This window comes from Rhodococcus sp. NyZ502 (assembly GCF_041464245.1).
GTDB classification, from domain to species: Bacteria; Actinomycetota; Actinomycetes; order Mycobacteriales; family Mycobacteriaceae; genus Rhodococcus_F; species Rhodococcus_F qingshengii.
The window spans coordinates 42340-58071 of record NZ_CP167157.1; the positions used below are offsets into that span (position 1 = coordinate 42340).

At 60.2% G+C, this 15732-nt stretch carries 16 protein-coding genes; 9 read left to right on the plus strand and 7 right to left on the minus strand.

Annotated elements, in window-relative coordinates; all coding sequences use genetic code 11:
- Positions 1–18: 18 nt before the first annotated feature.
- Positions 19–1230 (minus strand): hypothetical protein, encoded by a 1212-nt coding sequence (locus ACBG85_RS30815; RefSeq protein WP_064075282.1) that lies wholly within the window; start codon positions 1228–1230, stop codon positions 19–21.
- 84 nt (positions 1231–1314) lie between these two features.
- A complete protein-coding gene (locus ACBG85_RS30820; RefSeq protein WP_064075281.1) occupies positions 1315–1755 on the minus strand; it encodes a hypothetical protein in 441 nt (146 codons plus the stop codon).
- 594 nt (positions 1756–2349) lie between these two features.
- Here ACBG85_RS30820 and ACBG85_RS30825 point away from each other — a divergent pair.
- From ACBG85_RS30825 to ACBG85_RS30835, 3 genes are all read left to right on the plus strand, one after another.
- Entirely contained in the window at positions 2350–2811 is a 462-nt protein-coding gene (locus ACBG85_RS30825; protein WP_019750054.1) for a helix-turn-helix transcriptional regulator, read from the plus strand.
- Positions 2812–2956: 145 nt separating this feature from the next.
- The gene (locus tag ACBG85_RS30830; protein ID WP_020971495.1) at positions 2957–3157 is read left to right on the plus strand and encodes a hypothetical protein; all 201 of its coding nucleotides are present in this window, start codon (positions 2957–2959) and stop codon (positions 3155–3157) included.
- Between the two features lie 390 nt (positions 3158–3547).
- Positions 3548–4723, plus strand: a complete 1176-nt coding sequence (locus ACBG85_RS30835) for a hypothetical protein (protein ID WP_064075280.1) — start codon at positions 3548–3550, stop codon at positions 4721–4723.
- Positions 4724–4727: 4 nt separating this feature from the next.
- Here the strand turns inward: ACBG85_RS30835 and ACBG85_RS30840 are convergent, their stop codons facing one another.
- Entirely contained in the window at positions 4728–5735 is a 1008-nt protein-coding gene (locus tag ACBG85_RS30840; RefSeq protein WP_019750057.1) for a GAF domain-containing protein, read from the minus strand.
- A 129-nt stretch (positions 5736–5864) separates the two neighbouring features.
- Entirely contained in the window at positions 5865–6677 is an 813-nt protein-coding gene (locus ACBG85_RS30845; protein WP_029538907.1) for an SDR family oxidoreductase, read from the minus strand.
- A gap of 1133 nt (positions 6678–7810) precedes the next feature.
- Here ACBG85_RS30845 and ACBG85_RS30850 point away from each other — a divergent pair.
- The 5 genes from ACBG85_RS30850 to ACBG85_RS30870 all read left to right on the plus strand — a co-directional run bounded on the left by ACBG85_RS30850 (position 7811) and on the right by ACBG85_RS30870 (position 11692).
- Positions 7811–8728, plus strand: coding sequence for a ParA family protein (locus ACBG85_RS30850; protein WP_019750059.1), 918 nt, complete (start codon positions 7811–7813; stop codon positions 8726–8728).
- 65 nt (positions 8729–8793) lie between these two features.
- Complete coding sequence (locus tag ACBG85_RS30855; RefSeq protein WP_223304652.1) at positions 8794–9093, plus strand: hypothetical protein; 300 nt, start codon at positions 8794–8796, stop codon at positions 9091–9093.
- An 80-nt stretch (positions 9094–9173) separates the two neighbouring features.
- A complete protein-coding gene (locus ACBG85_RS30860) occupies positions 9174–10271 on the plus strand; it encodes a DUF2637 domain-containing protein (protein WP_075835579.1) in 1098 nt (365 codons plus the stop codon).
- Between the two features lie 81 nt (positions 10272–10352).
- Complete coding sequence (locus ACBG85_RS30865) at positions 10353–11015, plus strand: TetR/AcrR family transcriptional regulator (protein WP_064074910.1); 663 nt, start codon at positions 10353–10355, stop codon at positions 11013–11015.
- Positions 11012–11692, plus strand: a complete 681-nt coding sequence (locus tag ACBG85_RS30870) for a TetR/AcrR family transcriptional regulator (protein ID WP_019749801.1) — start codon at positions 11012–11014, stop codon at positions 11690–11692. Before ACBG85_RS30865 ends, ACBG85_RS30870 begins: the two co-directional genes overlap by 4 nt.
- Positions 11693–11840: 148 nt before the next feature.
- On the opposite strand, the gene ACBG85_RS30875 is transcribed toward ACBG85_RS30870, so the two are convergent.
- From ACBG85_RS30875 to ACBG85_RS30885, 3 genes are all read right to left on the minus strand, one after another.
- On the minus strand, positions 11841–12374 hold the full coding sequence (locus tag ACBG85_RS30875; RefSeq protein ID WP_019749802.1) for a hypothetical protein: 534 nt from the start codon (positions 12372–12374) through the stop codon (positions 11841–11843).
- Between the two features lie 90 nt (positions 12375–12464).
- On the minus strand, positions 12465–13088 hold the full coding sequence (locus ACBG85_RS30880; protein ID WP_223304651.1) for a recombinase family protein: 624 nt from the start codon (positions 13086–13088) through the stop codon (positions 12465–12467).
- Between the two features lie 251 nt (positions 13089–13339).
- Positions 13340–14044, minus strand: coding sequence for a TetR/AcrR family transcriptional regulator (locus ACBG85_RS30885; protein ID WP_019749804.1), 705 nt, complete (start codon positions 14042–14044; stop codon positions 13340–13342).
- Between the two features lie 204 nt (positions 14045–14248).
- Between ACBG85_RS30885 and ACBG85_RS30890 the strand changes: the two genes are divergently transcribed.
- Entirely contained in the window at positions 14249–15724 is a 1476-nt protein-coding gene (locus ACBG85_RS30890) for an MFS transporter (protein WP_370671306.1), read from the plus strand.
- Positions 15725–15732 lie beyond the last annotated feature (8 nt).

Here is a 15732-nt window from a genome sequence, read left to right on the forward strand (position 1 = left end):
CCCCGGCGGCGGTAGTGATTACGCGGGGGTCGCTCCAGCGGCAGCAGCGCCGAGGGCTTGGCCGATCAGATCGGCGGTAGGTCCGAAGGCGTAATTCGCTTCGACGGCCGCGTTGTCGAGTGCGGCGATGACCTGATCGCCACCGGGCTGAGCGAGGACGGTTTCACGTGCAGTAGTGAGCTGCGCGTTGACGTTCTCGGTGATCTGCGGAACGGACGCCACAGCGTCGGTGACGACCTGCGCGACCGGCGGGGCCTGCGCCGCCAGCGCGTCACTGGTCTGCGAGGTGATCGCAGGTGCGTCCGGCTCAGGAAGGTTCGGCACGTCGATGTGGCGAGGCTCGGCATCGGTGTCACCGGCCCCGATTGCTCCCGCCGTCAATCCGCCCACCACAGCGCCGCCCACGGCACTGGGAATCCCGAGAATCAAGCCACCTGCACCGGCACCGATAGCCGTGCCGACGACGCCTGTCGTCGCTTCCGGCAGTGGCGGCGGGAGCGGAACCAGGCCGCCCATACCGGCCCCGATCAAACCGCCCACTGTGCCGCCGCCCAATGCGCCCACTGTGAACCCTGCGGTTCCGGCAGCCAAGGCACCTGCTGCGGCTCCGCCGAAGGTTGCAGCCGAGACACGTTGCGAACGATCCACGTCGACGCCGACGCTGGACCAGAATGTCGCGAACTGTGAAACACCGACAGATGCAGTGTTATTGGTGCGTTCGAGATACTCGTCGGACATCCAATTGGGCTTCGGCCCGACGTAATCACCCAGCTGCAACATCTGGGGCGGTGCTTCGATCGGAGCGATGATCTCGACTTCGGTCGGGAGATGGAGTGTCCCCACGTCGATCGGGTCGCCGTAATACGTCGGCGCTACATAGTTCCCGCTGCTATCGCCTGCATTGTTCGGGGACGACTGCTGTGTCGACGGCGAAGGCTTCCACTGAATGTTGTCGTACTCAGCCGGAGGCGGAGTCCAGTACGAACGATCGGACGTCGGCGCAGGAACCTCAGGGGCAGTAGTAATGCCCGGCTGCTCCGACGCAGGCGGAGGCGTCGTAATGCCCGGCTGCGACGGAGCGGTGATGCCCGGCTGGGTCGGCGCTGCGATCGCAACTCCGGCATTGACGAAGGCGGCTCCGACCATCGCCGCCAACGTCACGGCTGCGACCGCACCCGTCGACGGTGACCGATGGCGCCCACCGGACCGTGGTTTCTTGAACTGCTTCATGACATCCCTTCAATCGTGTTGTTTTGCAAACACTTAGGTGGATTCGTGGATGAGCCGGCCGCGAGAGTTGTGATCTCGGGGCCATTAATCCCGGTAGGACGTACCGGGAAGCTGATGCGCGGCAGAGATCACGCCGTCGGCCGCGAAGCGTGTGAAGAATCTGGTTGTGGTCGGGAGTTGGGTGTGTCCGAGTGGGCACCGGTGGAAGAAGCCGGGAATCGGAACGCTCACACAAACGCTGCCCGGACTGCGCCCCATGCAGTGGACGACGTTGGCGAATAGAGGAACGCAGCGTGCACGAAAAGGCGCACCCACCCGGTCCTCGGGCGGGAGGAGCGGGGTGGGTGCTTCACGGACCGTGTTGCCGAGCACCACGAAGGGCGAGACACGACGGACCGGGATCCGGGTGGCATGGCCGCATGCAGGGTTCACAGTGCGCCCGAGTTCGTGGTCAGCGAATCCGAGTTTGAGAGTGTCCTGTTCTACCCAGCTGGAATAGGTATTTTGCGCAGAGTTGTTCCCCACGACTGCCTCCGGCTAGTTGCGTTTTCAACTTCACCGCATAGGCTCGAAGGCCTGCGGTCTGGTCGCCTTGGTGCGTGCAGCACCGCAGACATGAAAAAACCCCAGGTGCGTGAGGGGACGCCAATCACCAACGCACCTGGGGCTTTCGAGACAGCACGACGCTCGGCAGAAGCCGAAGTCCTTGTGTTCGTGCTTGAAGTAGAACGGTCACTGAGAGTGACCTGGGATGTTGCATCGCGCACTGCGAGAAACCAGTTCATCCAAATCGCCTGCCCGTACTCAGAAGGCACACGCAGATAGACGTGTGCAAATTCTTCTGCGCTACAAGCGATACCGACGTCGACAAGTACCGAGGAATCCCAGGCTGGGCACGCCGTTGCAGGGTAGACCGCGTGGTTTGTGTTCGGCAACTCATTCAATCGCCTCACGGCCCCCCTTTTCCGCCTATAGGTCCCTTGACCTCGACTCTTTCTTGGCAACCTTTTATGCCAAACCAATATAACACCCTATTATTCTAAACACTAGTGCGAGTTGGCGGGGTAAAGGAGCGACACAATGACTCACGGGGATGGTTCTCGAGAGCTTGGAGTAGGCGTGTCGCGGAGTGCTGTTCGAGGCTTTAGTGCTGCCAGGTTGCGGCGCTATCGACTGGCGCGCAAGGCGAATATTGCAGACCTGGCTGACGCCGCTGGTGTCTCCGAGCAGACCGTCTCTGCATGGGAAACGGGTCGTGCGGCACCAACACCCGAGCTGCTAGCCAAGGTTGCGGCCGAATTGCGGCTTACCGTTGCAGACCTTGTGCCGATTCCGAATGACCAGCTTGGCCTCAGTGATCTGCGCGCCCAAGCTGGCATGACTCAAGGGCGAGCTGCCGAAGCTCTCGGAATTTCGGCGACGCTTCTCGGACGAATCGAAAAAGGGCGCAAAGAGTACGACGAGGCTAGGGCTGCGCAGCTTGCGGAGCTGTATAAGGTCACGCCCGAGCTGGTCGCTGAGGTCTGGCAGCGCGATCGTGACAGCCGTCAAGCGCGTGCGACACGCTTCCGCGATTCTTAAAAAATCTCCCCATAATTCCACCCAAACATCGAAGTTCGGTTCTTCTTCGGCGTGTCACCGTGACGATTGTGTGATCTTGGCACAGGATGAACGGGAACCTGGCACTGCATCGCTAGGAGCAAGGTCGGGCCGAAGGGAGAAGAGCATGCCCACACCAAGCAAGGGTGATCGAACCCGGGTTGTGAGTCGCGTTCCAGATCCGGTGTACGCAGAGCTGGAAAAGCGGCGGAAGGCGGCCGGAGTCAGCTCCGTCAGCCAGTACGTCGCAGATCTGCTGGCGGCCACCACTGGCCATAAGAATCTTGTCGTCGAACTCGACCAGGAGGTTTTGCAGCTCACCGCGTAACGAACGTCGCGTAGACGGCAAACCCGGGCGGGGGATGCCGTGACAACCACACATCGTTAGCTGTAGCGCACCGACTGCAACAAAAAACCCCCGAACCGGGCGGGGTCGAGGGTTTTTCGAAGTTGGTGAGATTCGAGTTAGACGCTCGTTTCTCAGCGGTACTGCTATATCCCCGAAGGGACTGTCTTGGCGGACAGGTCTCAGGCTACATCGTGGCCTGATGAAGTTTCAATGATTCCTGCGCGTGTCGCTGTTCACGAACACGCACCTACATCCGTACTGCGCCCGTACTGCGGTAGCAGCCCCATGCGGCGTCGGTACGGCACAGCTCGTACGCCTCGCGCTGTATCTGGCCATGTGCACGGGCACCAATGCCATTCCCTGACCCCGATGTTCGTCAACGCGCTCGGTGGCCCAGAGGCAGCTTGCCGAAGGTACTGCCAGGTCACGCTCGAATTGGAGCCCGGCGCATACAGCGGTATCGCGTCATGGCGTGGAGCCCAGCACTGGGTCGAGATCGTCGTCCGCTGCGCCTATACCGCGGAGTACAACCGCATCCGCCCCGAGCTCGTCAAGACGTCGAAGACAGGCAGTGTCGCCGGCGGAGGGATCAGTCTTAAATCGTTGTTGGCGGTCGCGAAAGTCATGGCCGGTGCTGCTGATTTCGATTCCGGCCGCAGCTCGCGTCTATCCATTGCCACACTCGTCGAGCGAACAGGGCTCGGAGAGCGGACCGTTCAGCGAGCCCGTCAAGCGCTCAAACTACTTCGGGTAGCCACGGAGGTATTGCGTGGCCGACTACGCCGCAAAGGCGAACGTATGGCGTCGTGGAGATTTGATGACAAGTCGCGTGGCTGGGCATCGGTGTGGGCGTTGCACCCGCGTAAGCCTGTGGATAAAACCCGCATGTCAGTCGCAGGATCTATACAGATGGCACCCCACCCCCGTAGGGGTCAGTTTTCTATCCCTACCTCTCGTAGAGAGGTACTTAATACAAAACGATCTGTGGATAAACGAGCCGCTTCGCGGCGCAAGGAATCCAGGTCCGAGGTCGAGAAGGCTGACGGCATCCGGAAAGGCCTGTTGCTCGCATCCAAGTGGCTCGGTAATCCGAGAACGCCTACGTGGGCACGTCAACATACCCCCCGAGGTTGGGCGCCTGCACTGGCCGAATCAGCGGCGCACGGCTGGACCGCTGACGATCTCAACTCCACCATCGACGCGTGGGCCGAGGCACGGAAGATGACACCGGACCCAAAGCATCCGATTGCGTTTATCCGGTGGCTCATGAAGGAGCAGGATCTGGCCTTCTCACCGCATGTTCTCGCTCAAATTGCCGCTGAGCAGGCAAAAGCTGGACGTGAACGACAGTCCTCGCAGTTCGAGGCCGAACGTGCGCGTTACGCATTGGCCGCGACTGAGGACTCCCCCGGCCGCCGGGCAGCGATGGCAGCTGTTCCGGATGCTGCGGCAGTCCGCCGCCGCAGACAGATTGCTGAGCGGAGGACTGCCGCTGACGCGCGCGCAGAACTGTGCGCGCGTCAGCGCGGCATCGACAACTGGTGAAAAGCTACGAATCCGCAGCAGCGCGGACCATGACCAGGCCGGCGGTGGTGTGCTGGTCGAGCATCATCAATGTCGCTCGCACATCACAGGCTTTCCACTTCCCGTCGAGCTGTCTGAACCGGACGGTGCCTTGCGTTTTGCCCCGCGCCAAACCCGCAGACATCTCTAGCGCCACAGGCAAGTCCTCGGGATGCATACCAGGTTTAACCTGGTCATCCACTGATTCCCACGCCAAGTCTGGCATCGGATCGCCTACCCATCGAATGAGTTGCAGCGTCTTGAGATTGACGATCGCTCGGTACTCCCCCTCCTCCGTCGCAGCCTCGAGGACCCGGTATTCAAGAACCACAGGGGGCGGAGCCGCCGCAACGTCGATCGCGGGGCCGATGTCTTGCGTTATTCCTCGCAAAATGACCTCTGACCTGCTGGTCGCAGGATCGATTTCTTCAAGCATTCGGCACGAAAAGTGGGCGGCACGCAGCTCGTCGTCATCTCGCCTCACTGTCCACACCGCTTGGTGAATGGTTCCGGGAGCCGAGTGGATGATCTTCGACAAAGCCTCGCCCTCATCGCGATTGGTCACGAGACGGGTGAAGGCGCCGGCCATTGCTTTCTCGGTATGTCGCTCATCCTCCGGAACGCCGTACAAGTCGAGCAGATCGTTGCTTCCGCTGGCTTTGCTCGCCGTCAGGTTGAACAACCAAGCTCCGGCCGGGTCCCTGTCGGGAACGACTTCGTCTGGTCCGCCAGTCCATAGGTACATGCCATGCAGACGTCCTGAGAACGTCACCAAAGGCTCCACAACGACACGCCGGCGGCCATCAGCAGTTACCCTGTCTACGCGGTCAGGCGACGCCATGACCTCGGCAATCACGCTGTAAACCTCGTCGAGGGAATCTTTGCTTTTGAAGAATTTGTCCAACGGTGTGAACTTTCGAGGAGTGCTCCCCAGACCGATGATCGACGGTGTAGCGCCACCGATCGACTCAATCAACAACCACTTTGTTGCCACTGCGTAGTTCCTCTCCCCGCGGATGCGAACAGAGGAACACTACCCGACAAAACAGACTTAATGTTACTGTCCGTTACAGGTATTTAGTCCTTCAGTGGACGGCGCTGACCTGGGCATCCGCCAAAAGTACTAGCCGGACTTCAGTGCTGGAATGATCCGTTGGTAGCCCGAACTGGCAGTCCTAGTTAGTAGGTCGACGATGCGGGCATCTTTACCGATCAGCACTCGAGGTCGGCGCCGTTCCACACCGCGCAAAATCGTTTTGGCAGCGGCCGCTGGATCCGTTCTCGCGATGGAACCCTCGAAGGATTCGACGACTTCCGAATGGTCGAGAGTTGTCGCCACACGCGCTGTACGTGCAATTGAAGTCTTGATTCCTCCGGGAAACACACAAATCACAGCTATTTGCCGGTGATGAAGAAGCATCTCCTGGCGGAGCGACTCGGTGAAGCCGCGGACCGCGAACTTCGCGGAGTTGTAGGCCGAGTAACCAGGCGCGGCCATGAGACCGAAGGCCGATGAGATGTTGACGATGGACCCACGATCCGACGCAATAATGTACGGCAAGAAGGCTTTCGACCCATTAACTACGCCCCAGAAGTCGACATTCATCACGTGCTCGATGTCTGCGTAGTCGGAATCCTCCACGGTTCCGGAATACAGAACGCCAGCGTTATTGAAGATCGCATCAACATGCCCGAACTGGGCGAGCGTTGCCGCGGCACACTCCCCCATCGCTTCTCGGTCCGTGACATCCGTCGCCGAGATCATCACCGAGTCGGCGCTGATTCCAGTCAGCTCGACCGTTTCCTCTAGGCCACCTTGGTCGACGTCGATTAGTGCGAGCTTTGCGCCTTGGGCGGCCAGTTGGATGCTTAGTTGCCGCCCGATTCCCGCTCCGGCGCCGGTAACGACTACAACGCGTCCTATGAAATACCCCATGCCGTAAGTATTCCTCGTGAGAACGGCGGTTTCGCGGAACGGGCTTAGTTGGGTGGGTGCGCAAAATTGACTCATGCTGACGTTGCTCGATTGAAATGTCGAGTGAGAGGTGCGACCTACGTGCGACCTACGTGCGGGCCGCCAGGTGCGGTCGAACGGGTGACGTAGTCGTCGAGCCGTGGCGTTCTCCGCCTCACGTCCAGGCATTTTGCGCCATTGCGTCGAACTGAAGAAATGCCAGCATTACTGTCAATAGCAGTAGAGAGTTGAGGGCGAGATCCGGGAACCTGTAATCCCAGTAACACCAGCAATACCAGTAATGCCGTCAATGTTGGTGTGGCAGTCTCGGCTTGTTTCGATTCTCCGCGAACCCCGCCTGCCGTAATGACAGTAATACTGCTATTGGAAACATGCAGGTCACGGTGCTGCCACGGCGAACTGTGCGTAATGCCAGCATTGCTGCCATTACTGGTTTTGAGGCCAGATGTGTTGCTACGACCTGACCGATGGCCGATAGCAGCAATACTGGCATTATGCGAGAACGGCGGTTTCGCGGAACGGGCTTAGTTGGGTGGGTGCGCAAAATTGACTCATGCTGACGTTGCTCGATTGAAATGTCGAGTGAGAGGTGCGACCTACGTGCGACCTACGTGCGGGCCGCCAGGTGCGGTCGAACGGGTGACGTAGTCGTCGAGCCGTGGCGTTCTCCGCCTCACGTCCAGGCATTTTGCGCCATTGCGTCGAACTGAAGAAATGCCAGCATTACTGTCAATAGCAGTAGAGAGTTGAGGGCGAGATCCGGGAACCTGTAATCCCAGTAACACCAGCAATACCAGTAATGCCGTCAATGTTGGTGTGGCAGTCTCGGCTTGTTTCGATTCTCCGCGAACCCCGCCTGCCGTAATGACAGTAATACTGCTATTGGAAACATGCAGTTCACGGTGCTGCCACGGCGAACTGTGCGTAATGCCAGCATTGCTGCCATTACTGGTTTTGAGGCCAGATGTGTTGCTACGACCTGACCGATGGCCGATAGCAGCAATACTGGCATTACTGCTATTGATTGCATTGCTGGCGATGGCGTGGAATGCTGGTAATGCCGTCATATGTGCCAGCGCTGTCGAGGGAGAGCAATGCAGACCGACTTTCACGAAACACGCAAAAGGGTGATCGCCGTAATCAACGGCAAGGGTGGTGTCCTAAAGACGACCCTGACAGCTAACGTCGGTGGAGAACTGGCAGCGTCGGGGCAGAAAATTCTGCTCGTCGACCTCGATCCTCAGGGGAACCTCGCCGAAGACCTCGGGTACACCAGTGAAACCGGCGATGACCAGGGAAGGTCGCTTGCTAGCGCAATCGCTTTCGGCGGTGACGCAAAACCCATCGAAAATGTTCGCGCTAATCTCGATGTTCTCCCTGGGGGAGTTCACCTCGAACAAGCAACAGCAGCGCTTGCCGCTATGGCATCCAAAGATCCCGATGGCGCAAAACTTGCCCTCGCGAGGGTCCTTGCTCCAATGGCGCCCGCATACGACATGATCCTCATCGACTGCCCCCCGGGCGACGAAACCTTGCAGACAGCAGCGCTAGCCGCCGCAAAATGGGCATTCGTGCCAGTCAAATCCGATGCGTCCAGCCGAAAAGGGATGGCAGCCGTTGCACTACGCATCGACGCTGTCGCTGCAATCAACCCCGACCTCGACCTACTGGGCGTCGTTCTCGTAGCCGTCGGTACATCAGCGAAAACCGTGCTCAAGCAAGCCAGGTCTGCAATTGCAGAGGCGTTCGGCAACGACGACGTCGTTTTCACTGCCACCGTCCGTCACTCAGAAGCGACAGCCCAAGCAACACGCGAGCGAGGCATGCTCGCAGCCGAACTCGACGCAGTCGTCCGAAGCGGCCCGAAATGGTACGACGTCATCAAAGGCAACGCCGAGCCTCAGACTCTCGCACCGAAATCGTCCAAATCCGTTGCAGACGACCTCTTTGCAGTTGCGCAAGAAGTTGTCACCCGCGTTGCAACAGCGGAAAGAGAGGAAGCACGGGTATGAATGACCGGCCCGAACGAAAGCTCACGGCGCTACCTCCGCGGAACGTGACTGGTGACCTGTCTCGAATGCAGAGGTCCAACCGCACGGCCGCACAGGTCCCGCCGCCTCCACAGCCCACGCCGACAGCTGTGGAAAAGCCCAAGCCCAAACGTATTACGGTCTACGTCGATCAAGCCGTATTCAGTCGCGCCCGAGGTGCTTACCGAAACACCAGCCACCTTGAGGACGACAAATCCTGGTCGCAATTCGTAGAGAAAGCACTAGCGGCAGAGGCAGAACGCCGGGAAACCGCGCACAACAGCGGAAACCAGTACGAAGCAGAGACTGGCGCACTTCCCAGCGGGCGCCCCATCTCAGACGACTGACCCACACATCGAAGGAGCCTCGCCGGTTGCACCCGACGAGGCTCCAGACCGGGAAACCCCTGGAAGGAAAGAACCCAGTCATGACCGACTTTAGCCTTCGGGCAGCTCGTATTCAGCTAGGCGCATTGCTTGCTGCACTCGCACTCGCGATCGTCATTGCGCTCGGTATCACCACCGGCGCATTCGTACTTTCCTTCGCCGTGCAACGCGACCTCGCGCGGCAAGCACTGATCCCCGAACACCTGACCTGGATCTTCCCAGCGATCGTCGACAGCGCCATCCTCGGCGCCACCATCGCCATCGTCATCATCAGCAAGCTCAACATGAACAAGCGCGACAGGGGCTTCTACATCGCACTCGACGTCAGCGTCGTCGTGATCAGCATTCTCGGAAACGCCTACCACGCCTATCACGCAGCAATCGCCGCGCAGGAGTCGATCGATGGTGGGGGAGACCTTGGGTTCATTCCACTCGCGCCCGCTATTGCAGCGGCCATAGCGATCATTCCGCCGGCCCTGGTCTTGGCTTTCACGCACGGAATCACAATTCTGGTGAAGGCAGTCGGAATGGCGTACGCCGCTTACCGTGCGATCGTCGAAAGTGCCACCGACAGTGAGGATGCAACGAGTATTGCATCTGACCTCACCGTAGGCCGGGGACCGATCCGCGTCCCTCAGCCCCGCGAGAAGATCGCCCACAATATTGCGGAGCAGGAGGACGACGATCTAGACGTAGACGCCAAAGCGGTGGATGCGAAGGCCGGCAACGAGGACGCTTTTGCGGACTTTGCGGAGCCGTTTTTCGTGGACGAAATGACGAATGAAGGCCTCGACGACATCCTCGATCCCCAAGACGCCGCTACGGAGTTCCCAGACCGCCGCGCCGTCGAAGAAGCACAGGCCGACACGGATGCCGACATAGACGACCTCATGTCTTTCATCGCCCGGTCGAATCTCGCGAAGAACGTCAAAGACACAGCGGTCCGCAAGCTGACAAACCCGAACCTCACGTGGGAAACCATCGCTCTGGAATCGAAGCCGCCTGTCGCGACATCGACCGCATGGCGCCGGTACGAGAAGTTCGATGCCGCAGCTCGAGAAGCAGGCTTCGACAGTCCACCATTGCCCGACCTGCGAGCCGCCGAGAACCCGATGCGCAGCGAACTCGCCACCGTTTGACCCACACCCACCAATAAAGGGGTGGCCCTGGCGGTGCTGTAACACCGTCAGGGCCGATGACCACAGAAAGCACCTGTGACCATGAACAATCATACCGACCGCTCCGAAGGCATCGACCACGGCAAAACCGGCCGACCACCTATGCAGCCACGAGCGAAAATCACCCGAGAAGCGATCCTCGAGGTGTCCGCCACCCTCTTCAGTCGAACCGGGTATGCGGGCACCAGCATCAATGACATCTTGGCGATCTCTGAGACCACCAAAGGTGCGATGTACTTCCACTTCTCGAAGAAGGAATCCATCGCGAGCGAGATGCTCTGCCGCTGGTCCGCCGCAGTCTCCGAGACAGTGGGGAAGGCCGCAGCGACAGGTCAACCCGCCGATCGGCAAGTGATCATGATCTACCGGGACCTCGCCCGCCGCACCCAAACAGAAGCGATCACCCGAGCTGGACTCACCCTGTCCGTCGACAAGTCGCTCAGTGATGCGTGTGCCACCTACGAATCGTGGACCGACGCGATCACACCGATCGTCATAGACGCGATCCGTTCCGGCGCCCTCGACTGCGCGGAAAGCATGTCCAGGCTCGCAGACACTCTCTGCGCCGGATTCGTCGGCGCAGTGCAGGTTGCAGCTAGCCTCGACGAGAACCACACCATCACCAAACGAGTCGACGATCTGCTGCTGATGTGGCGCGGAACCGACCCGGCCGCCGTCCGTATGGTCGAAGGAGCATCCCTGTGAACAGCCCCAACGAACCGGCACACACCACGGAAAGCACTTCCGCCACGCCAACCCGCCCCCGGATCGGGCGCATCCCCGGCAGCAAGAACTCGGCAATGCAGGACCGTGCAGTGCGGACACGAGAAGCGATCATCGCCGTCGCGGCACGGCATTTCGACACCGACGGATACGGCCACACCAGCATCAACACCATCAGCGGTACCGGAAAATTCGCCAAAGGCGCTATGTACTACCACTTCCCATCCAAAGAAGCGATGGCCGAACACCTCATCTCGGACTGGAACCACACCCTCGACGAAACCATCAGCGAAGCACTGGCGGCCGGTTCGAGCAGCACAGCAGGGGAGAAGCTGGCAGCGATCTTTATCTCGCTCGCACAGCACATCGGCGAAGACACCAACCTCCGCGCCGGCATGAAACTCACCCTCGAACCCACCATCAACAACGGCGCAGCATTCGCACACTGGGTCGACGCCATCAGCGACATCATCGAACCCGCCATCACCGCAGGCGAACTCACCGACACCCCCACCACACCCCGACTCGCATGGAACCTCTGCGCCGGCACCCTCGGAGCCGCCCACGCATCCGCAACCTTGCGAGAGGACATCGACCTCGCAACCCGCATCGCAGACGCGGTAACAGCGCAGCTGCGCAACGCACTCATGCCTGCATGACAAAATCTCGTTCGACAGAATCCGATGCGGGCCAATCGAGAGCAACTCAGGCAACGATCGGATCAACCCTTCATCCGTCCGGAGCTATGGGACTGAAGCGAGATGCCCCGGCCAGTGGAGGCCGGGGCATCTTCGCTACCGAACCGGGCTACTTTCCCGGCCCTTCCCTGAGCCCCTGGCCAATGAGGGCGAAGAAGGCGCACTCAACCAACCAAAGCCCCGTCTGCCCCTGATAGGGCAGATCTGCTACCCCATAACTCTCGGCAACAGATCGATTGGGGTCGAAGGCATCTCGCATGATCTGACGAGCGAGTAGCAACTCTGCCTCCGCGATCTGGCCGTCTGGCAGCCCCGGATCCAGGTTGGTCAAAAACGCCCAGTCCACCTGCCCATACAGATTGGGAAAAGACTGACGTATCAACTTGGAAGCCGTCTTGGCGATGTGCTGCGACAGATCCTCGGCGAGGCCGAGTTGTGCGAACACAAAAGCAGTTTCGGCGTCACCAAAGAAGTCCTGCAAACCGAAAACGACTGTCGGATCGAGCAAATGCCGCTCAAGTATCTCGTCAACATTGGCGTGAATTTGCAACGGGTTGAGTACCAAGGACTGTCCGTCGGTGACCGAGGCCTCCCGGTAGTCCGGATCAATAAAACGCGGTAAACCCTTATCTCCGAATGACATAGCTGAACCCCCACCTTGCGGAAAAATAGAACCGTCACCCAATCTACCTAATTGTGAACGTATTTGGGTGGAGTGCGGACAAGGCCGATGTCAAGCAGTTTCCGAAGCCCTACGATCGTGGTCATTGCGCTCAATTCGGGCAAGCTGAATATTCGAATACAGTGCCGAACGCTTCAAACCCGTGTTCTTGCAAAGAGTTTCGATTTTGAACTGTCCGGTTTCGTGCACCTGCAACAGGTACGCACGCTCTTCCGGCGTGAGCTTATGTTGACGGCCTTTCATCTTGCCGGCCGCGGCAGCCGCTGCCACTGCGTCCCTGGTCCGACTTCGGATCAGGTCTGACTCGAATTCGGCCATCAGCCCGAGCACTCCGATGAACATTTTGCCCATCGGATCCGACGGGTCGTAGATCTTCCCGTCGATCGACAACGCAACACCCTTGTCCGCCAGTCGCCCCACCGTTTCGTGGAGATCCTTCGCGGACCGGGAGAGCCGGTCGAGTTTGGTCACGCAAAAGACGTCGCCTTCGCGGGCCGCGTTGATCGCATTGTCGAGCCCGGGCCGTCGAGTCTGCCGGCCACTGATTCCGTGATCGACGTAGACCCGGTCTCGGTCGACTCCCTCCTTGGCGAGAAGCTCGACCTGAATCGACGAATCTTGAGCCGCCGTACTGACCCGTGCGTAGCCGATCTTCATTCCACTCCCGATCGTCACCGTTCACGATGTCCCGCACACAAACTGTCCGTTAGAAACTATGCCATACCGGATTTTTTCAACGGACAACAAAATGGACGGAAGGCGCTGAAATTTCCCCAGGTGAATGTCAGTTTCAGAAGACGGCTGCACGATGTCAGAAGTGCACTGCAGTGCAGCTCCGAGTTCTTGAGCACACGTCCGGCCTTATCCAGTGAGCGCTGCGATCCCTGACTGGATAGCGCATTGATGGTCAAATTTCGCATCAAGTTTTACTGGCCGTCGGTGAGCTGCGGGTCTAGCGTCGCGGCCGGCCGTGGACGGCTGTTGTCGCGCGAAGTGCTCGATCGGACACTTGCGGCATGGGCGGCGAGAAAGTTGTCGACGATTTGGATGCAGTCGTCGGCGTGGATGTGGCGCAGTCCTGTGAGGCGAGCGAACACTATCGGTCCGAGGAGCTGAATGAGGGCGAAGGTGGTGTCGATCTCGCCGAGCACAGTGCGGGCGTCAGGGGCCGTCAGGATCTGATCCAGGGACCTGCGGTATTGCTCTATGACACGGGCCCGAAGCGAGACCACCGCGCCAGGATCGAGATCGCGCCGGCTGGCGTCGCCGCTGTTGACGGGTCCCATTGCCAGCCAGGCCAGCGTGGTCATCTGCACCGGAGCTTGGTCGATGAGGTCGGCCTGGGTGGTGAGCACCGAAATCAGACGTTCGCGTAGCGGACCGGTATCGATATCGGTGTCGACTGGGGGTAGTAGTCGCTCGAAGGTTGCAGCGAGCAGGTCAGTGGTACTTCCGAAGTGTCGGTACAGAGTGGCACGTGCAACCTTCGACATGCGGGTGACCGCCTCCACGGTGACCGCCTCGACGCCGCCGGTGGCTAGCAGCTGGCCCGCCGCTTCGAGTAACCGGTTACGTGAGCGCGCCAGCCGGGGGTCGGCCGGGCCCTCGGCCGCAACGAGAGGGTCGACCATGAACGGGCTCCGCTCCATTTTGACTGACAAAACATGTCCTAGCATGACCATTCTGTCACACCCGCAAAGTTATGATACTAATAGTCTCGCACCGAGACGATCAGTCTCAAACTGGGAGGCTGGCCGTTGAACGAACGTAGATCCGACTCTGCCAGCGTCGCTCGATGGAGCGGTGCCCAGTGGTGGATGTTGATTGTGTCGTGCATGGCAGTCGCGTTGGTGGTGGCCGCAATGGCGGCATTGTATTCAGCGTTGCCACAGATCGCGGTCGCGACAAGGGCGACGCAAGCTCAACTGACCTGGATAGTCGACGGTTATACGCTGGTATTGGCGTGCTTCGTTCTGCCTGCCGGTGCGATCGGTGACCGGTACGGTCGCCGGGGGGTGCTCGTGGCGGGGTTGGCGTTGTTCGCTTTCGCGTCGGCATTGCCCTTGTTTCTCGCCGACCCGGCGTGGCTGATCGCTGCTCGCGCGTTGGCTGGGGCGGGTGCGGCGCTGGTCATGCCCTCGACGCTGTCGATACTGACCGCGGGATTTCCACCGGCGCATCGCGGTCGCGCTGTAGGTGTGTGGGCCGGGGTTGCTGGATCCGGGGCGGTCCTGGGCATCCTCGGGGCTGGAGTGCTGCTCGAGCAGTGGTCGTGGACCTCGGTGTTCGTCGGGTTGACCGTCGCCGGAGCGGTTCTGGCCGGGTTGGCATGCAGTATCGCGGAGTCCCGCCAGCAGGAGCATCCACCGGTCGATTGGGTGGGCGCGGTGACCGTAGTTGTCGCGGTCGGGGCGATCGTCTTCGCTGTGATCGAGGTTCCGGCCCGTGGCTGGTCGGATTCGCTCGTCGCCATCAGCACTGCGGTGGGCTTGTTTGCGGTTGTGGTGTTCGTCGTCGTAGAACTACGTTCCTCGGCACCCCTACTCGATGTCCGGTTGTTCGCCCGCCGTGGTTTCGGTGCCGGCGCGCTGTCTGTCTGTATCCAATTTCTGGTGACCTTCGGGGTGTTCTTGTTGTTGGTGCAGTATCTGCAGTTGATTCTCGGTTATGGACCGCTCACCGCCGCGTTGGCGTTGACCCCTATGGTCGTGCCGCTCATCGTGATCTCGGTGATTGCACCCTGGCTGTCGAACATTGTTGGGCTGCGGGTGATGACCACTGTAGGTCTGCTCACCATCGCGGCGGGACTGGTGATGGTGAGCAGACTGACCGTCGCGGCGACTTACCCTGACCTGCTGTGGCCCTTGCTCATCATGAGCGCGGGTTTGGGGTTGTGTACCGCCCCTGCGACTTTCGCCATCGTCTCGGACACTCCTGAGGCCAAGCACGGGGTGGCTGCCGCGGTCAACGACGCAGCTCGCGAAATCGGTGCCGCGATTGGGATTGCGGTAGCCGGTAGCGTGCTCGCGGCCGGTTACGTTCAGCACATTCAGCCGGCTCTGCCCCAGCTACCCGAGCCTGCCCGTGGTCCGGTGGCCGATTCTCTGGCCGCCGCGTTGCAGGTCGCCGACCGCGCAGGACCAGCTGGTCAGCCGCTGGCCGAGTTCGCCAGAGCCGCATTCGTACACGGAAGTGGTCAGGCGACGCTGTCGTTGGCGGCGCTGACCGCCGCTGGGGCACTCGTCCTCGCCGTCTTTGCGCCAGGTAGACGCAGCCGTACGACAGCCACCGCGGGTGATGGACGTCGGTGAAGGTCGGC